The organism is Streptomyces sp. NPDC002574 (assembly GCF_042889545.1).
In the GTDB taxonomy this organism is placed as follows: Bacteria; Actinomycetota; Actinomycetes; order Streptomycetales; family Streptomycetaceae; genus Actinacidiphila.
Map to the genome: position 1 here is coordinate 419718 of NZ_JBIARB010000009.1, position 18935 is coordinate 438652.

An 18935-nucleotide genomic window follows, 5' to 3' on the forward strand; every position below is an offset into this window, starting at 1 on the left:
CACGCGCCATGAGCCGTGGCCCGGCGGCAGTGCCGGACCGTGAGCGGGACCGTACCTCTTGCGCGGGTCTTACAGCAAGATGTCGCAAGGATTTCCAATGCGGTCACGCCCCAACGGTGCCGCGTCCCGACACGCCCCCGCCGCACCGTATCTGACGGGTCGTCACCGAACACTATGAACGCAAACCCGGAGTCCCTGGACCCCCGACCTGCGGTCATCGACCATCGGTGCGCCGCGCAACGGTGCGCGGGAAGACCGAAGGGAGACGAGGAGATGCTCCGACACTTCTCTCGCCGCACACGCTCCGCGGTACCTGCGCCATCGGTACGGAGCCGGTCCGCGCGGCGCCGCGTCGCCGCCGTCGCCGGCGCCCTCGCCGGACTCCTCGCCGCCGGTGCGGCCGGCCCCGCCCCGGCCGCCGCGGCCGGCGGGCCCGCCCCGGCGCCGTGCCCGGCGAACCTCGCGGCGGAGGCCACCTGCTACCGGGGCCAGGACGCCAACGGCGCCTTCTACGCGATGGCCGTCCCGCACGACTGGAACGGCTCGCTGGTCGTGCACGCCCACGGCGGCCCCGACCTCGGCGACAGCTCCGACCCCGAGCGCAGCACCGGGGACCTGGAGCGCTGGTCGGTGATGGTCGAGGAGGGCTACGCCTGGGCGGGTTCCTCGTACCGCCGCGGCGGCTACGGCACGCGGATGGCCGCCGCGGACACCGAGAACGTCCGGCGGCTGTTCGTCGGGCGGTTCGGCACCCCGCGCCGGACCTTCGTCCACGGCCAGTCCTGGGGCGGGAACGTGGCGGCCAAGGTCGCCGAGATCTACGGCACGGGCCGGCACGCCCCGTACGACGGCGCCCTGCTGACCAGCGGTGTCCTGGGCGGCGGTTCGCGCGGCTACGACTACCGGGTGGACCTGCGCGTGGTCTACCAGTACTACTGCCGGAACCACCCGCGCCCGACCGAACCCCCGTACCCGCTGTGGACGGGGCTGCGCGCGGACTCGACGATGACCACGGCGGGCCTGCGCTCCAGGCTCCAGGAGTGCACCGGTCTCGCGTCACCACCGCAGGAGCGCACGCCCCTGCAGCAGCGGAACCTGGACGACATCCTCGCGGTGACGCGGATCCCCGAGCGGACGCTGGAGTCGCACCTGCGCTTCGCGACCTTCACCTTCCGCGACATCGTCGCCAACCGGCTGGGCGGACGCAACCCGTTCGGCAACGAGTCGGTGCGCTACACCGGATCGCACGACGACGCGGCGCTCAACGCGGGTGTGGAGCGCTTCTCCCCGGACCCCACGGCCCTGCGCGACCTGTCCTTCGACAGCGACGTCACCGGCGCCGTCTCCCTTCCCGTGCTCACGGTGCACGCCATCGACGACCCCACGGCGTTCGTCGAGCACGAGGCGGCCTACCGGGCGTCCCTGGAGGGCGCCCACGGTACCCACGGCGCCCACGGCCGCCGGGGAATCGGTCTCGTGCAGACCTTCACCCGGGAGACCGAGCACAGCGAGCTGAGCGCCGCGGAGTACGCCGCCGCCGTCGACGCCCTGGCGGACTGGGCGCGCACCGGCCGCAGGCCCACGCCGGCGTCGGTCGCGGCCTCCTGCCCGGCGTTCGACGCCACCTACGGCACCGGGTGCTTCTTCGACCCGGGCTACTCCCCGCGCCCGTACGCCACCCGCGTCCGGCCGCGGCCGGGGGGCCTGCACTGGCCGGCGCTGTCCGCCGCGCGGGAGCGGGTGCTCAGCCGGCTGCCGGGTGTGGGCATCGCGCCCTGAGTCCTCGCGGGCACCACCCCCACCGCGTCTACCTGCAGAATCTTGCAGAAACTTTCTGCAGGGGCCTTCCATCCCGCGGTGAGGCGCTGTTACGTTCCTCCTCATCCCGGTCCGGCCGGCCGGGGGTCCGCCCCTGACGGCGGCCCCACGCGCCCGGCCGGCTGGACCGGAGACATCGACGGCGGCGGATCCCGGGGCCGAAGAGCCACCCCGCCACGCCCCGCCCGGGGCGGGTCCCGGGGTCCGCCCCGGCGAAGCACGGCGCAGCCCGCCCCACCGAGGCGGACCCCGCGCGCGCCCTCCGTCAGGAGCGCCTGCCGCCGCCGGGAGCCTGGCCGGTGGAGCCGCGCACGACGAGCTCCGTCTGGAAGACGAACTCCGAACGCTGCACCGGATTGCCGCCGATCTCCTCCAGCAGCGCGTTCACGGCGGCCGCGCCCATCGCCTCGACCGGCTGCCGGACCGTGGTCAGCGGCGGATCGGTGAAGGCGATCAGCGGCGAGTCGTCGTAGCCGACCACCGAGACGTCCCCGGGGACCGCCAGGCCCCGCTCCCGCGCCGCCCGCACGGCCCCCAGCGCCATCAGGTCGCTGCCGCACACGATGCCCGTGCAGCCCCGGTCCAGCAGCGCGCCGGCGGCCGCATGACCGCCCTCGACGGAGAACAGCGTGTGCTGCACACAGCCCGCGGCCTCCTCCTCGCCGAGGCCCAGGAAGTCGCCGAGCGCCTCGACGAACCCGTCCACCTTGCGGTGCACCGGCACATAGCGGTTGGGTCCCACGGCCAGGCCGATCCGCTGGTGGCCGAGCTCCACCAGGTGCTGCACGGCGATGCGCGCCGAGGCGCGCTCGTCCGGCGAGATGTACGGCCCGGCGATCGCCGGGTTGTAGCCGTTGACCAGCACGTAGGGCACGCCCTGGCCGAGGAGCCGGGCGTAGCGCTCGGGGTCGGCGGTGACGTCGGCGTGCAGGCCGGACAGGAAGACGATGCCGCGCACCCCGCGCTCCACCAGCGCCTCCACCAGTTCGTCCTCGGTGGAGCCGCCGGGGTGCTGGGTGCACAGCACCGCGGTGTAGCCGTAGCCGGTCAGGTTCTGCTCGATGACCTGGGCGAAGGCCGGGAAGATCGGGTTGTTGAGCTCGGGGGTGATCAGACCGATCTGGCCGGCGCTGCGCTGGCGCAGCCGCACCGGGCGCTCGTAACCGAGCACGTCCAGTGCGGCCAGCACCTTCTGCCGGGTGGCGGGGGCGACCCCCGCCTTCCCGTTCAGCACGCGGCTGGCGGTGGCCTCACTGACCCCCGCCTGGGCCGCGATGTCGGCGAGGCGGGCCGTGGTGTTCACAGTCCCCGACCCTATGCGACCGCGGCGCACGTCAAACGGCCCACCAGACGGTCGCGTCGGACGGGAGGACCACCCCGTCCGCCGTGACCTCGACGGGAGCGCTGCTCAGCAGCACCGTGCCGGGCGCCGGCAGGGTCACCGGGGCGCCGGTGGTGTTGACGGTGCACGCGAAGCCGGGGCGGCGGAAGACCAGCACGCCCTGCGGGGCGTCCTGCCAGTGCACCGACTCCCCCGCGCCGAGGCCGGGCAGCTCGCGGCGCAGCCGCAGCGCTGCGCGGTACAGCTCCAGGGTGGAGTCGGGGTCCCCGGTCTGGGCCTCGACGCTCAGCCCGGCCCAGGAGGCGGGCTGCGGCAGCCAGCTGCCACCGCTGCCGAAGCCGTACGAAGTGCCCTCCGCCGACCACGGGATCGGCACCCGGCAGCCGTCGCGGAAGCCGTCCTGACCGGCCGCGCGGAAGAACGCCGGGTCCTGGCGGGCCTCGTCCGGCAGGTCGGTGACCTCGGGCAGGCCGAGCTCCTCGCCCTGGTAGACGTACGCCGAGCCGGGCAGCGCCAGCATGAGCAGGGAGGCGGCGCGGGCGCGGCGCACGTCGTAGGTCTTCTCGTCGGCGGACAGCCGGGTGGCGTGGCGGACGACGTCGTGGTTGGACAGCACCCAGGTGGTGGGCGCGGCGACCGGGCGCATGGCGTCCAGCGAGCGGTCGATGACCTCGCGCAGCTCCGGGGCGTCCCACTTGGTGCCCAGGTACTGGAAGTTGAAGGCCTGGTGCAGCTCGTCGGAGCGGACGTAGTGGGCCGTGCGCTCCACGGTGGGGGTCCAGGCCTCGGCGACCGCGATGCGCTGGCCGTCGAATTCGTCGAGGATGCGCCGCCACGAGCGGTAGATCTCGTGGACGCCGTCCTGGTCGAAGAACGGCAGGACATCGTTGCCAAGGAGCTTGAGCTGCTCGTGGGCGCCGATGTCGGGCAGGCCTGCGGCCTTCACCAGACCGTGCGCGACGTCGATGCGGAAGCCGTCGACGCCCATGTCGAGCCAGAACCGCAGGATCGAGCGGAACTCGTCGTGGACGGCCGGGTGCTCCCAGTTGAAGTCGGGCTGCTCGGGCGCGAACAGGTGCAGGAACCATTCCTCCCCCTTGCCGTCCCGGCCGATCGCGCGGGTCCAGGCCGGGCCGCCGAAGATGGACTCCCAGTCGTTGGGCGGCAGTTCGCCGTTCTCGCCCTTGCCGGGACGGAAGTGGTAGCGCTGCCGCAGCGGCGAGCCGGGGCCTTCGCGCAGCGCCTGCTTGAACCACTCGTGCTGGTCGGAGGAGTGGTTGGGGACCAGGTCGACGATGATCCGCAGGCCCAGCCGGTGGGCGTCGCGGATCAGGCCGTCGGCGTCGTGCAGGGTGCCGAACATCGGGTCGATGGCCCGGTAGTCGGCGACGTCGTAACCGGCGTCGGCCTGCGGCGAGGCGTAGAAGGGGCTCAGCCAGACGGCGTCGACACCGAGGTCGCGCAGGTACGGGAGGCGCTCGCGGACACCGGGGATGTCGCCCATGCCGTCGCCGTTCCCGTCGGCGAAACTCCGGGGGTAGACCTGGTAGATGACCGCGTCTCTCCACCAGTCCGTGGCGGCCACGGGCTGGTCGGAGTCGTGGGGGTGACGGGTGGAGTCCGCCAGGTACTGGGTCATGGTGATCCCTTGGAGGATTGGAGGCGCGGTACGGCGATGCAGGCAGGGCCGGGGCACCCGGCCGGTCGGGCCGGGTGCCCCGGGTCGTGCGGTCAGGACTTGGCCGCGCCGGCGGTGAGGCCGGTGACCAGGTGCTTCTGCACGAGGTAGAAGACGAAGCTGACGGGGATGGCGATGAGCACCGCGGTGGCGGCCATGTAGTTCCACTGCGCGTCGTGCTCGCTGACGAAGCTGCTCAGGCCGACGGCGAGGGTGTACTTGCCGTCGTCGAGCATGAAGGTGGTCGCGAAGGCGACCTCGCCCCAGGCGGTGAGGCAGGTGTAGAAGGCGGCCACCGCCAGGCCGGGCCGGGCCAGCGGCAGCACCAGCCGCCAGAAGGTGCCGAAGGGGCTGAGCCCGTCGACGCGGCCGGCCTCGTCGATCTCGAAGGGGATCGTGTCGAAGTAGCCCTTGAGCATCCACGCGCAGTACGGCACGGCGGTGGAGCAGTAGATGAGGATCAGGCCGCCGTAGGTGTCGATCAGGCCCAGGTCCGAGAGGATCACGTACATCGGGACCATGAGCACGGCGACCGGGAACATCTGGGTGACCAGCAGCGCCCACATGAACTTCTTGTAGCCCGGGAAGCGCATGCGGGAGACCGCGTAGCCGGTGGTGGCCGCGATCAGCACGCCGATGACGCAGGTGGCCCCGGCGACGATCAGGGTGTTCCCGAACCAGGTCAGGAAGCCCGTGTGCTCCAGGACGAAGGAGTAGTTGGAGAAGCCGGCCTTGTCCAGGATCCGGCCGGGGTGCAGGTAGTCGTCCTTGTCGGGGCCGAGGGAGAGGAAGACCAGCCAGCCGATGGGGAAGAGGGCGATGACGCTGGCGGCGATCAGCACGCCGTGCGACAGCACCGACGCGGTGCGGCTGCGCCGGCCGCGGCTGTAGCCGCCCGGGCGCTGCTTCCCGGCCGCGGCGCCCTGCGGATCGCCGGCGGGGCCGGAGCCCGGGATCGTGGTCTGGGTCGTGGTGCTCATGCTGCTGATCCCCTCAGGCGGCGAGCTGGTCATGGCGGGCCAGCCAGCGGCGGTAGAAGGTGGTGAAGACGATCAGGATCGACAGCAGGAGCACGCCGTAGGCGGCGGACTGCGCGTAGTCGCGCGGCTGCTGGCCGAACCCGAGTTGGTAGGCCCAGGTCACGAGGATCTGCGCGTCCGGTGCGCCGCTGCCGAAGAGCAGGTAGATGATGGCGAACTGGTTGAACGTCCAGATGATGCCGAGCAGCACGACGGTGCTGCTGACCGAGCGCAGACCCGGCAGGGTCACGTTGCGGAAGCGCTGCCAGGCGTTGGCGCCGTCCATCTCGGCGGCCTCGTACAGCTCCGAGGGGATCGACTGCAGGCCGCCGAGGAGCGAGACCATCATGAAGGGCACGCCCACCCAGGTGTTGACGCCGATCGCGGCGATCTGCTGGAAGGTGGAGTCCTCCAGCCACTGCGGCTGCGGCAGATGCAGGCCCCCCAGGACGGAGTTCACCACCCCGGAGTCGCTGAGCATGATCCGCCAGGAGAAGACGGTGACGAAGGTCGGCACCGCCCAGGGCAGGATCAGCATCATGCGGTAGAAGGTGCGGCCGCGCAGCTTCTGGTTGAGCAGCAGCGCGAGGCCCAGGCCCAGGCCGTAGTGGAGGGCGACGCAGACCGCGGTCCAGATCACCGTCCAGATGAAGTGCGACCAGAAGCGGTCGTAGGAGGTCGGGCCCCACAGGATGTCGGCGTAGTTGTGCAGGCCGATGAACTGGTAGGTGGCGTCGATGTGGTTGACGCCGATGGTGCGGGCCGAGTTCAGGCTGTTGGCGTCGGTGAGCGTGAGGTACAGGCCCTGGGCGAGCGGGTAGCCCACCAGGACGCCGAGCACGACGACCACCGGGGCGATCATCGCGTACGCGTACCAGTGCTTCTGGTAGGAGCGCTTGAGGCGCTCGATCGGACCGGGGCGTGATCCGCGCGTGTCGCGCGACTTCTGCACCGCGCCCTCGACGGCGACTGTCATCGTTGGGGCCTTCTCTACGGGGTGTCTTCCGGGGTGACTTGCGGGGCGTCTTCCGGGGTGGAACAGCCGGTGGCCGCCGGCCCGCCCGGTTCGGGGGCGGGGCCGGCGGCCGCGGGGATCACTTGCTGTAGTCGGGCAGCAGCTTGGCCATCGCGACGGCCGCGTTGTCCAGGCCCTTGTCCAGCGGCTCCTTGCCGCCGGCGACCTTGGTCAGCTCGTCGCCGAACGGGCCCCACAGGGAGCTGTACTCGGGCAGTTCCGGACGCGGCTGGGCGGACGACAGGACCGACTGGAAGCCCTTGACGCCGGGGTCGGCGGTCACCTCGGCGGTGTACGCGTCCGAGCGGGTCGGCAGCGTGGAGTTCTTCAGGGCGATGGTGGTCTGGCTCTTCGCCGAGGTCATGAAGTTCACGAACTTCAGCGAGGCCTCCTGGTGGGCCTTGTCCGAGCCGGCGTAGACGGCGAGGTTGTGGCCACCGGTGGGGGCCCCGGCCGAACCGGCGGACCCGGCCGGGACGGGGGCGATGCCGAGGTTGTCCTTCTCGGCGAACGCGGAGCCCTTGTAGAAGTTGGTGATCTCCCACGGGCCCTGGATGATCGCGGCGACCTTGCCGTTGACGAAGGCGTCCTGGATGTGGGCGTAGGCGTCCGCGGTGGTGTCGGCCTTGTGCAGCCCGGCGCCGGAGAACATGCTCTGCCACGTGGTGAGGCCCTTGACGGCGGCCGCACTGTTGATGGTGATCTTCTTGGCGGAGGTGTCGACCATGTCGGTGCCCTCGCCGTACAGGAACGGCTGGGCGTAGTAGGACGCGGTGTTCAGCCAGAAGCCGTCGGCACCGGTCTTCGCCTTGATGGTCTTGGCGGCGGCCTTCAGGTCGTCCCAGGTCTTGGGGGCGTCGGCGATACCGGCCTGCTGGAACAGCTTCTTGTTGTAGACCAGCGCCAGGGTGTCGGTGGTGAAGGGGACACCGTAGGTCTTGCCGTCGAACTGGGCCTGCTTGAGCAGGGACGCCTGGAACTTGTCCTGGTCGGCGAGGGCCTCGGTGCCGTCCAGCGGCAGGAAGAAGCTCTTCTTGGCGAACGCGGGCGTCCAGCCGACCTCGGAGCGGAGCACGTCGGGGGCGCCCTTGCTGCCGGCGGCGGTGTCGAACTTGTTCTGCGCCGCGTCGAAGGGGACGTTGACGTACTTGACCTTGATGGTCGGGTTCGCCTTCTCGAAGTCCGCGACCAGGGCCTTGTAGGTCGGCGCCTCATTGGTGGCGTTCGAGGTGTCCCACCAGGTGATGGTGACGGGACCGTCGGCCTTGTCACTGCCGCCGTCGCCGCCGCAAGCCGTTGCCGCGAGCCCGAGCGCCGCAACCAGCGCGGTGGCCGCTATGCCACGCCGCATGTGATCTCCTCCAGGATGAAAGCCCGTGATAGTGCGGGGCGCGTCTCCACGTCCCCCCTGCCGACTGCACCTTTGCGGCCGCCGGGCTGTCGAGGAACGTAACAGGGATGAAAGCTCCCCGAAAGACCTTGCTGCAAAGACTTGCAAGATCTTCCGATCGTTACGTCCGTGTGTCCTCGCAGTTGCCGAGAGGAGACGTGCCGTGGGAACGTCGGCGGCCTGGAAGCCGTTACGCCATCTTCCGCAAATTTCTGAAAGGCATTGCCGATCAGGGCGGTGGATGGGAATCATCGGCAGGGACCGGCGCCGACTCACGAGGGACCGACATGACCCAAGAGCTCGCACCCGTCGCCCACGGCACGGCCCCCGCGGCCGCGGACCACCCCGAGGGCGCGCATCCCGACTGGTGGCGCAGCGCCGTCATCTACCAGGTGTACGTGCGCTCCTTCGCGGACGGCGACGGCGACGGCGTGGGCGACCTGCCCGGCATCCGCGCGCGGCTGCCCTATCTCGCGGAGCTGGGGGCCGACGCCGTCTGGCTGACCCCGTTCTACGCCTCCCCACAGGCCGACGGCGGCTACGACGTCGCCGACTACCGGACCGTGGACCCCCTCTTCGGCTCCCTCGCGGACGCCGACGACCTCGTCCGGACCGCGCACGAGCTGGGTCTGAGGGTGATCGTGGACATCGTCCCGAACCACACCTCCGACCGGCACGCGTGGTTCCGGGCCGCGCTCGCGGACCGGCACGGGGGTCCGGACCGCGAGCGCTACCACTTCCGTCCCGGCAAGGGCGAGCACGGCGAACTGCCGCCCAACGACTGGGAGTCGGTCTTCGGCGGGCCGGCCTGGACCCGCGTCCCCGACGGGGACTGGTATCTGCACCTGTTCGCGCCCGAGCAGCCCGACCTCGACTGGGACCACCCCCAGGTGCGGGAGGAGTTCGACCGGATCCTGCGCTTCTGGCTCGACCTCGGCGTCGACGGCTTCCGCATCGACGTGGCCCACGGCATGGTCAAGGCCCCCGGCCTGCCCGACATCGGGCACCAGGAGCAGGTCAAGATGATCGGCTCCCAGGTGCTGCCGTTCTTCGACCAGGACGGCGTGCACGAGATCCACCGCTCCTGGCGGCGACTGCTGGACGGCTACCCCGGCGAGCGCATCGGCGTCGCCGAGGCCTGGGCCCCCACCCCCGAGCGCATGGCGCTGTACGTGCGCCCCGACGAGCTGCACCAGGCCTTCAACTTCCACTTCCTGCGCTGCGACTGGGACGCCGCCGCCATGCGCGCGGTGATCGACGAGTCGCTGGCCGCCACCGTCTCCGTCGGCGCCCCCACCACCTGGGTGCTCTCCAACCACGACGTGGTCCGCCACGTCACCCGCTACGGCGGCGGCGCCACCGGGCTGCGCCGTGCGCGCGCCGCGGCGATGCTGATGCTGGCGCTGCCCGGCTCGGTCTACGTCTACCAGGGCGAGGAGCTGGGTCTGCCGGAGGTCACCGACCTGCCCGACGAGGTCCGCCAGGACCCGTCCTTCTTCCGCGACAACGGGCAGGACGGCCTGCGCGACGGCTGCCGGGTGCCGATCCCGTGGACGACGGAGGGGACCTCGTACGGCTTCGGCAGCGGCGGCAGCTGGCTGCCGCAGCCCGCCTCCTGGGGCGACCTGAGCGTCGCGGCCCAGACCGGCGACCCCGACTCCACCCTGGAGCTGTACCGCACGGCCCTGCGGCTGCGCCGCGAACTGCCCGGCCTCGGCGACGGCCCGATGCGGTGGCTGGACGCCCCGCAGGGCGTGCTGGCCCTCGGCCGGCCCGGTCTGGTCTGCACCGTGAACACCCGCTCCACGCCCGTCGAACTGCCCGTTCCCGGGCGGCCGGTGCTCTCCAGCGAACCCGTGACGCCCACCGGCGGAAACATCCGTCTTCCGGCCCATTCGTGCATCTGGTGGGCGATCTGAGATGCGACCGGTACAGTCCAATCCTGTGACCGCAAGGCTTGCCGACATCGCAGCCCAGGCGGGGGTGAGCGAAGCGACGGTCAGCCGTGTCCTGAACGGCAAGCCCGGAGTCTCCGCGGCAACCCGCCAGTCCGTGCTGGCCGCACTCGATCTGCTCGGCTACGAACGGCCGGTCCGGCTGCGCCGGCGCAGCGCGGGCCTCGTCGGACTCATCACGCCCGAGCTGGAGAACCCGATCTTCCCGGCCTTCGCCCAGATCATCGGGCAGGCGCTGACCCGCCAGGGGTACACACCCGTGCTGGCCACCCAGACACCCGGCGGTTCCACCGAGGACGAACTGGTCGAGATGCTGGTCGAGCGCGGCGTCGCCGGGATCATCTTCGTCTCCGGCCTGCACGCGGACTCCACCGCCGACATGGAGCGCTACGACCGACTGCACGGCCAGGGCGTGCCCTTCGTGCTCATCAACGGCTTCTCCGACAAGATCAAGGCCCCCTTCGTGTCCCCCGACGACCGGGGCGCGATGCGGCTGGCCGTCACTCATCTGGCATCGCTCGGGCACGAGCGGATCGGCCTGGCGGTCGGACCCAAGCGCTTCGTCCCGGTGCAGCGCAAGATCGAGGGCTTCCTGCGCAGCATGGACCTGGTGCTCGGCATACCGGCGCGGGAGGCCGAGGACCGGATCCAGCACTCCCTGTTCACCTTGGAGGGCGGCCAGGCGGCCGCCTCGGGACTGATCGAGGCCGGCTGCACCGCCGTGGTGTGCGCCTCGGACATGATGGCGCTCGGCGCCATCCGGGCGGCCCGGCAGCACGGTCTGTCCGTGCCGGGCGATGTCTCCGTCGTCGGGTTCGACGACTCCCCGCTCATCGCGTTCACCGATCCGCCGCTCACCACGATCCGCCAGCCGGTCACGGCGATGGGCCAGGCCGCGGTGCGCGCGCTGCTGGAGGAAGTCGGGGGCACCCCGGCGCCCCACAGCGAGTTCGTCTTCCTGCCTGAACTGGTCGTACGCGGCTCGACGGCATCAGGTCCCCAAGCCGGGGCAGCCGTACCGGTACAGCAGTCGGCCTGGAGGCGTACACGGGATGCACAGAATCCGACCGGGGGCTGATCGGACGGCCTACCACCGCATGGCAGACTATCGCCCCATGGGGGAATCGACCGCGAAGATCCTGGCACGCCGAACCGCTACGGCAGACCCGCCGCGCTCCATCGATTCCCGTGACGCCGATGGAGCGACGACGGGCAATGGGCGGCTGTCACCACGCCGACCACGACTGTGGTTCGAGATCCTGCTGATCGCCGTCAGCTACTGGATCTACTCACTCGTGCGCAACGCCGTGCCCGAACAGAAGACAGCGGCCATGCGCAACGCGGACCGGGTGTGGGACCTGGAGCAGTCCTTCGGTCTCGCCTTCGAGCACGCGATCAACCATGCCGTGAACTCGGTAACGTGGCTCATCGTCGGGATGAACTATTACTACGCCACGCTGCACTTCGTGGTAACTCTGACGGTGCTCGTCTGGCTCTTCCGCCGGCACCCCGGGCGCTACGCGCCGACCCGGCTGGTGCTGTTCGTGACGACCGGCATCGCGCTGCTCGGGTACTACTTCTTCCCGCTGGCGCCGCCGCGCCTGATGGGCAGCGGGTTCGTCGACACGGTGCGGATCCACCACACATGGGGCTCCATGGCGTCCGGCGACCTCGCCCATGTGTCCAACCAGTACGCGGCCATGCCCTCGATGCACATCGGCTGGTCGCTGTGGTGCGGCATCACCGTAGCGATGCTGGCGCGGCACACCTGGGTCCGGGTGCTCGGGGCGCTCTACCCCGTCACGACGCTGCTGGTGATCGTGTCCACCGCCAACCACTTCTGGCTGGACGCGGCCGGCGGCACCGCCTGCCTCGCGGTCGGCTTCGCCGCCTCCTGGGCGGTCTACGGGGGGCTGGCCTACCGGCTCCCGCGCCAGGTGCGGGTCGCCACCGCTTAGCGCCGCGGGGGCGGGGCGGTCGCCCCGCCCCTCCTACGCGTCGTAGAAGAGGCGCTCGACCACCGCACGCGCCCGACGGGTGGTGCGGCGGTAGTCCTCCACCATGTCGCCCACGTGCCCGGGTTCGTACCCGAGGTGGCGGCCGACCGCGGCGAGTTCCCTGCCGTCGCCGGGGAAGGTGTCGCCCGGGCGGGCGCGGACGAGCATCACGGCGTTGCGGACGCGGCCGGCCAGCACCCAGGCGGCGTCCAGGACTTCGGCGTCCTCCTCGCCGAGCAGGCCCGCCTCCGCCGTGGCGGCGAGCGCGGGCCGGGTACGGGTGGTCCGCAGGCCCGGGATCCGCGCGCCGTGCTGCAGCTGGAAGAGCTGCACGGTCCACTCGACGTCGCTGAGCCCGCCCCGGCCCAGCTTGGCGTGGGTCGTCGGATCGGCGCCGCGCGGCAGGCGTTCGGACTCCATGCGGGCCTTGAGACGGCGGATCTCCCGGACCGCCTCCTCCGTCAGGCCGCCCGCCGGGTAGCGCAGCGGGTCCGCGAGCTCCATGAAGCGTGCCCCCAGCTGCTCGTCCCCCGCGATGTGTTCGGCCCGCAACAGGGCGTGACTCTCCCAGGCCAGCGACCAGCGCCGGTAGTAGGCGGCGTAGGAGGCCAGCGTGCGCACCAGGGGGCCGCTCTTGCCCTCCGGGCGCAGGTCGGCGTCGATGAGGAGCGGCGGATCGGTGGTCGGGATCTGCAACAGGCGCCGCAGCTCGTTGGCGACCTTCACGGCCACGCGGGAGGCGTGGTGCTCCTCCACCCCCTCGTACGGCTCGTGGACGAACAGGACGTCGGCGTCGGAGCCGTAGCCGAGCTCGTGACCGCCGAAGCGGCCCATGCCGATGACGGTGAAGCGGGTCGGCAGCGGCTCGCCGTCCGCCGCCTCGACGGCGTTGACAGCGGCCTGCAAGGCCCCTGCGACTGCGGCGGCGTTGACGTCGGTGAGGGCCGCGCCCACGGCGTCGGGCGCCCCCCGGTGGACCCCGGTCACGTCGGCCGCGGCGGTACGGAACAGCTCCCGGCGCCGGACGCCGCGCACGGCGGCCACGGCCTGCTCGGCGGAGCCGGCGCGGTGGACCGCGGCCAGCACCTCCTGGTCGAGCGCGGCACGTGAACGCGGCTGCAGGCCCTCGTCGTCGGCCAGGAGGGCGACCGCCTCGGGGGCGCGCATCAGCAGGTCCGGGGCGAGCCGCCCGGAGGACAGCACCCGGGCGAGGTTCTCGGCGGCCGCGCCCTCGTCGCGCAGCAGCCGCAGGTACCAGGGGGTCCGGCCCAGCGCGTCGCTGACCTTGCGGAAGTTCAGCAGGCCCGCGTCCGGGTCGGCGGAGTCGGCGAACCAGCCCAGCAGCACCGGCAGCAGGGTGCGCTGGATGGCGGCCTTGCGGCTGACGCCGGAGGCCAGCGCCTCCAGGTGGCGCAGCGCGGCGGCGGGATCGGCGTAGCCGAGCGCCTCCAGGCGCTGCTTGGCCGCGTCCGGGGTGAGGCCGACCTCGCCGGGCGCCAGCTGGGCCACGGCGTCCAGCAGCGGCCGGTAGAAGAGCTTCTCGTGCAGCCGGCGCACCTCCCGGGCGTGCCGCTTCCACTCCCGGTGCAGCTCGGCGACGGAGTCGGCGCGGAAGCCCAGGGAGCGGCCGAGCCGGCGCAGGTCCGCCTCGTCCTCGGGCACGAGGTGGGTGCGGCGCAGCTTCTGCAGCTGGATGCGGTGCTCCATCGTGCGCAGGAAGCGGTACGAGGCGTCGAGCGCCGCCGCGTCCGCGCGCCCCACGTAGCCGCCCGCGGCGAGCTGGGCGAGCGCGGTCAAGGTGGTGCCGCTGCGCAGCGCGGGGTCGGTGCGGCCGTGCACGAGCTGGAGCAGCTGCACGGCGAACTCCACGTCCCGCAGACCGCCGGGGCCCAGCTTGAGCTCGCGGTCCACGTGCGCGACGGGGATGTTCTCCACGACCCGGCGCCGCATCTCCTGCACGTCCGGCACGAAGTGGTCGCGTTCCGCGGCCTGCCACACCATAGGCGACAGGGCCTCGACGTACTCCTGGCCGAGCGCCGGGTCGCCGGCGACCGGGCGGGCCTTGAGCAGCGCCTGGAACTCCCAGGTCTTCGCCCACCGCTTGTAGTACGCGACGTGGCTGGAGAGCGTCCGCACCAGGGGGCCGCGCCGGCCCTCGGGGCGCAGGTTGGCGTCGACCTGCCAGATGCTGCCCTCGGCGGTGGTGTCGGAGCAGATCCGCATCATGCGCGAGGCCAGCCGCGTGGCCGCCTGGACCGCCTTGGCCTCGTCCTCCAGGCCCTCGGTCTCCCCGCGGGCCTCGGCGACGAAGATGACGTCCACGTCGGAGATGTAGTTGAGCTCGTGGCCGCCGCACTTGCCCATGGCGATCACCGCGAGCCGGCACTGCGCGGCGTCGCCGGGGGCCTCCGCCTCGGCCATGGCGAGTGCGACGCGCAGCGTGGCGGTCGCCAGGTCGGCCAGTTCGGCGGCGGTCTGCACGAGGTCGCTGGTGCCGCACACGTCCCGGGCGGCGATGCCCAGCAGGCAGCGCCGGTAGGCGGCCCGCAGCGCGTCGGGGTCGGCGGCGCTGCGAAGGCCGCGCTCGAACTCCGTTGTCCCCGGGTGCAGATCCGCGTGCTCGTAGGTCACCAGGGCGTGCCAGTCGCGCGGGTGCCGGGTCAGGTGGTCGGCCAGCGCCTCGGAGGCGCCCAGCACCCCGAGCAGCCGGTCGCGCAGCGGCTTGGCGGCGGTGATCGTGTCGAGCAGGGTGCGGCGCTCGCCCTCGTCCAGGGCCTCCACCAGCCGCACGAGGCCGGTCAGCGCCTGGTCCGGGTCCGCGGTGGCGCCCAGGGCGTCCAGGAGCACCGGGTCGTTGCCGACGGACGCCAGTTCCTCGCCGCCCAGCAGGCCCTCGGCGGCCACGGGGTCGGCGAAGCCGCGTTTGAGCAGCCGCCCGAACCTGGTGTCCCGTCGCCCTTCCAGCACTCCGACCACCTTCCGCCGTCTCCCGGCGTCACGGCGTCCGGCCCTCGGCCGCGCCGCTCCGCACTTCAGAGGGTATCCGGCTCGTTCCGACTCCGATAAGCAACGATATGGGCGCTTTCTCGCGAACCCCGACCGCGCCGCGAGGGGCCAATGGGCCATCTGATAAAAAGCGTTGGTCATTTGAACGTACAACCAGCCGGTCGATCGGTCATCAGGGGCGGGGCGAGGGAATGCCAAAGGGATCCAGGAGATCCGCAGGGTCGCGACGACTGCCGGGACTGCCGCCGCTGCGCGGACGCGCCTGGCTCGCGATCGGGGCGGTCGTGCTGGGCGGTGCGGGAGCGGTGACGGCCGTGACCGTCGCACGGGGGCCGGAGGGCACCGCCGCGTCGGCGGCCGGCAAGCCCGTGCCCACCGTCGTCCGCTCGGTGAAGCTGGAGGGCCAGGGCGGCGAGCGCACCGTGCCGCAGCGCTCCACCGACACCTTCGGGCTGGTCGGTGTGACGTGGGACGACCCGCGCACCGTGCTGGACGGCTCCGTGCAGGTCCGCACCCGGTCGGTGGCCACCGGCCAGTGGTCCGACTGGAACACGGTCGACCCGCACAACGACGACGCGCCGGACCCGGGCGCCGAGCAGGGCATGCGCGGCGGTTCCTCGCCGCTGTACGTGGGGCCCTCCGACGGCGTGCAGCTGAAGGTCGTCTCCGCGAGCGGCGAGTCGGGCCGGCTGCCCGAGGGCATGCGCCTGGAACTCGTCGGCGACGCCGCGCACACCGACTCCCCGAGCGACGGCTCCGGCCTGGCGATGGCCCCCGCGGCCTTCGCGGAGGACGCCGCCGACGGCGAGGAGTCCCCCAGCGCCACCCCCGGTGAGCCCACGGCGACGGACACCGCGACCGGCACCACCGAGAGCCCGTCCGCCACCTCCGGCACCACCGAGAGCCCGTCCGCGCCGGCCTCGGCCCCGGCCTCGCAGACGACCACGCCGCCGGCCACCACCACGACGTCCGCGAGCCCGACGCCGACGAAGGCCTCCCCGACCACCACGCCGACCAAGAGCGCCAGCCCCACCCCCACCTCGACCCGGCCGACCGCCCCGGCGTCCACCGTGGCGAAGCCGCCCATCGTCTCCCGGGCCGGCTGGGGCGCCGACGAGAAGATCCGTGAGGCCGGCGACCCGGACTACGCCACGGACGTCACCGCGGTCTTCGTCCACCACACCGACACCGCCGTCAGCTACGACTGCTCCGCCTCGGCGAGCATCGTGCGCTCGGTCTACGCGTACCACGTGCAGGCCGAGGGCTGGCGCGACATCGGCTACAACGCCCTGGTCGACAAGTGCGGCACGATCTTCGAGGGCCGCTACGGCGGCATCGACCTGCCCGTGATCGGCGCGCACACCTACGGCTTCAACACCCGCAGCTTCGGCATCGCGGTGCTCGGCACGTACCAGGTGATCGGCGGCAAGGCCGCCACGCCCATCAGCTCGCAGATGCTGGGGTCGGTCGCGGCGCTCGCCGCGTGGAAGCTCGGCCAGTACAAGATCAACCCCAACCCGGGCAGCAAGACGCAGATCCTGACGGAGGGCGCGAGCGACAGCCCGCCCTTCAAGCTGGGCACCAAGTACACGTTCAACGCGATCTCCGGGCACCGTGACGGCTTCGCCACCGCCTGCCCGGGCCAGGACCTGTACGACAAGTTGCCCACGATCCGCTCGTACGCGGCCGGTCCCGTCGCGACGCCCACGCTCGGCACGCCGACCGGCGCCACGAAGTCCGGCTCCACGTACTACACCAAGGGCGCCATGACGGTGACCTGGAAGACCACCACGCCGGCCGTGCTCGTCAAGCGCTTCGAGGTGCTGGTCGACGGCGTCGTGAAGGCCACGACGACCCACACGGCCACCTCGGCCGCGATCACGGTGCCGACGGGCAAGCACACGGTGGCGGTGCGCGCGGTGCACATCAACGACAAGACGTCGGTGTCCGCGTCGCTCGCGGTGACCGGCGACACCACCAAGCCGACGTTCACCACCGCCCCCGCGGTGAAGATCCGCAACGCCACGGTGTCCAACACCTCCGTGCCGGTCACCGTGACCTGGAAGGCCGCGGACAACGCCGCCCTCAAGAGCTCCTCGGCGACCACGCCGTCCGCCGCCACCTTCGGCCCCACGACCACGAGTTGGAGCACCGCGGGCAAGGCCGGCAGCGCCGTCACGTACAACCTCAGGGCCACCGACATGGCCGGCAACTACGGCACCGCCGCGGTGAGCCGCACCGCCGCGATCATCCAGGAGACCTCGGCGGTGAAGACCGGATCGTGGTCCGCCAAGAGCTCCACCAGCTACCTCGGCGGCAAGTCGCTCACCTCCTCGTCCAAGAACGCCAGCCTCACCTGGACCTTCACCGGACGCTCGGTGGGCTGGGTGGTCTCGCGGGCCTCGACCTCGGGACAGGCGTACGTCTACGTGGACGGCGTCAAGAAGGCCACCGTGGAGCTGAAGTCCTCGAGCACGCTGTACCGGCAGACCATCTGGTCCACGACCTGGAGCACCAGCGCCAAGCACACCCTGAAGATCGTCGTGGTGGGCACCTCCGGCCGCCCGGCCATCACCACGGACGGCATCACGTACGTGAAGTGACGTGACCTGACGTCATGTGACGTTCCGACAGCGAGAGCCCGGGGGACGCGAGTTGCGCGTCCGCCGGGCTCTTTGCCTGCGCTTGACCCGACGGTACCCGGTCCTACGCAGCGTTCCACGTACCTTCATCTGCGGAGCGCTTCCGGCTTCCGCGGCCCCCTCCTAACCTGGCGCGGCGCCACTCCCTGTCCCCCGCCCCGGAGGTCCGCCGTGTCCGGCTGGTCCCTGTCCAGTCCCCGCCGCACCGTCACCGCTCTCGCGTCCGCCTGCGGCATCGCCGCCGCCTCGCTCGGCCTGTGGGCCGCGCTCGGCGGTTCCGACACCGCCCACGCCGCAGGCAGCGTGCCCAACCCCGACCACGTGGTCGTGGTGATGATGGAGAACCACGCGTACAGCCAGGTCATCGGCAGTTCCAGCGCCCCGTACCTGAACAACACGCTGAAGGCCGGCGGCGCCAGCCTCACGCAGTCGTACGGCGTCACGCACCCGAGCCAGCCCAACTACCTGCAGATCTTCTCGGGCGGCAACCAGGGCGTCACCGACGACGGCTGCTACACGCCGGGCTTCAGCAAGGCCGCCAACCTCGCCTCGGAGCTGATCGCCGCGGGCAAGAGCTGGGCCAGCTACAACGAGACGCTGCCGAGCCAGGGTTCCACCACCTGCAGCAGCGGCGACTACGCGCGCAAGCACAACCCGTGGTTCGCCTTCAGCAACGTCCCCACCTCGACGGCGAAGACCTTCGCCCAGTTCCCGACGGACTTCACCACGCTGCCGAAGGTCTCCTTCGTCACGCCGAACCTGTGCAGCGACATGCACGACTGCTCCGTCTCCACCGGTGACACCTGGCTGAAGAACAAGCTGGGCGCCTACGCCACCTGGGCGAAGACCCACAACAGCGTGCTCGTCGTCACCTTCGACGAGGACAACCGCCTGGCGGGCAACCGCATCCCGACCGTCCTGTACGGCCAGCCGGTCACGGCCGGTTCGTCGTCGGCGACGACCTACAACCACTACAACGTGCTCCGTACGCTGGAGGACCTGGCCGGTCTCACCACGCACGCGGGCAACGCCGCCTCGGCCTCCGACATCACCGGCATCTGGGCGAGCTGAGC

Annotated in this window: 12 protein-coding genes; 6 read left to right on the forward strand and 6 right to left on the reverse strand. The window is 71.8% G+C overall.

The genetic code is table 11. The features are described from left to right. The first annotated feature begins 273 nt into the window (after positions 1 to 273). A complete protein-coding gene (locus tag ACFYXS_RS24445; RefSeq protein WP_389251584.1) occupies positions 274 to 1779 on the forward strand; it encodes a hypothetical protein in 1506 nt (501 codons plus the stop codon). Positions 1780 to 2083: 304 nt separating this feature from the next. Here ACFYXS_RS24445 and ACFYXS_RS24450 read toward each other — a convergent pair whose 3' ends face one another. The 5 genes from ACFYXS_RS24450 to ACFYXS_RS24470 form a co-directional block, all read right to left on the reverse strand. Further along, positions 2084 to 3121: a LacI family DNA-binding transcriptional regulator gene (locus ACFYXS_RS24450; RefSeq protein WP_389251586.1), complete on the reverse strand. Its 1038-nt coding sequence runs from the start codon at positions 3119 to 3121 to the stop codon at positions 2084 to 2086. Between the two features lie 31 nt (positions 3122 to 3152). Then, positions 3153 to 4799: a glycoside hydrolase family 13 protein gene (locus tag ACFYXS_RS24455; RefSeq protein WP_389251588.1), complete on the reverse strand. Its 1647-nt coding sequence runs from the start codon at positions 4797 to 4799 to the stop codon at positions 3153 to 3155. A gap of 92 nt (positions 4800 to 4891) precedes the next feature. Next, complete coding sequence (locus ACFYXS_RS24460) at positions 4892 to 5818, reverse strand: sugar ABC transporter permease (RefSeq protein ID WP_389251591.1); 927 nt, start codon at positions 5816 to 5818, stop codon at positions 4892 to 4894. Positions 5819 to 5831: 13 nt separating this feature from the next. Further along, the gene (locus tag ACFYXS_RS24465) at positions 5832 to 6833 is read right to left on the reverse strand and encodes a sugar ABC transporter permease (protein WP_319662194.1); all 1002 of its coding nucleotides are present in this window, start codon (positions 6831 to 6833) and stop codon (positions 5832 to 5834) included. Between the two features lie 118 nt (positions 6834 to 6951). Beyond that, positions 6952 to 8223 (reverse strand): extracellular solute-binding protein, encoded by a 1272-nt coding sequence (locus ACFYXS_RS24470; RefSeq protein WP_389251594.1) that lies wholly within the window; start codon positions 8221 to 8223, stop codon positions 6952 to 6954. Positions 8224 to 8549: 326 nt separating this feature from the next. Here ACFYXS_RS24470 and ACFYXS_RS24475 point away from each other — a divergent pair, with 326 nt between their 5' ends. Genes ACFYXS_RS24475 through ACFYXS_RS24485 form a run of 3 tightly spaced genes read left to right on the forward strand, consistent with a single transcriptional unit; the run spans position 8550 to position 12175 of the window. After that, a complete protein-coding gene (locus tag ACFYXS_RS24475; protein ID WP_389251596.1) occupies positions 8550 to 10181 on the forward strand; it encodes a glycoside hydrolase family 13 protein in 1632 nt (543 codons plus the stop codon). 25 nt (positions 10182 to 10206) lie between these two features. Then, the gene (locus tag ACFYXS_RS24480; RefSeq protein ID WP_389251598.1) at positions 10207 to 11295 is read left to right on the forward strand and encodes a LacI family DNA-binding transcriptional regulator; all 1089 of its coding nucleotides are present in this window, start codon (positions 10207 to 10209) and stop codon (positions 11293 to 11295) included. A 37-nt stretch (positions 11296 to 11332) separates the two neighbouring features. Further along, entirely contained in the window at positions 11333 to 12175 is an 843-nt protein-coding gene (locus tag ACFYXS_RS24485) for a phosphatase PAP2 family protein (RefSeq protein ID WP_389251600.1), read from the forward strand. A 33-nt stretch (positions 12176 to 12208) separates the two neighbouring features. Here the strand turns inward: ACFYXS_RS24485 and ACFYXS_RS24490 are convergent, their stop codons facing one another. After that, on the reverse strand, positions 12209 to 15181 hold the full coding sequence (locus tag ACFYXS_RS24490; protein WP_389251602.1) for a bifunctional [glutamine synthetase] adenylyltransferase/[glutamine synthetase]-adenylyl-L-tyrosine phosphorylase: 2973 nt from the start codon (positions 15179 to 15181) through the stop codon (positions 12209 to 12211). Positions 15182 to 15534: 353 nt separating this feature from the next. Between ACFYXS_RS24490 and ACFYXS_RS24495 the strand changes: the two genes are divergently transcribed. Together ACFYXS_RS24495 and ACFYXS_RS24500 are read left to right on the forward strand one after the other, a co-directional pair. Then, entirely contained in the window at positions 15535 to 17823 is a 2289-nt protein-coding gene (locus ACFYXS_RS24495) for an N-acetylmuramoyl-L-alanine amidase (protein ID WP_389251604.1), read from the forward strand. A 210-nt stretch (positions 17824 to 18033) separates the two neighbouring features. Further along, positions 18034 to 18933: an alkaline phosphatase family protein gene (locus ACFYXS_RS24500; protein ID WP_389251606.1), complete on the forward strand. Its 900-nt coding sequence runs from the start codon at positions 18034 to 18036 to the stop codon at positions 18931 to 18933. The last annotated feature ends 2 nt before the right edge of the window (positions 18934 to 18935 follow it).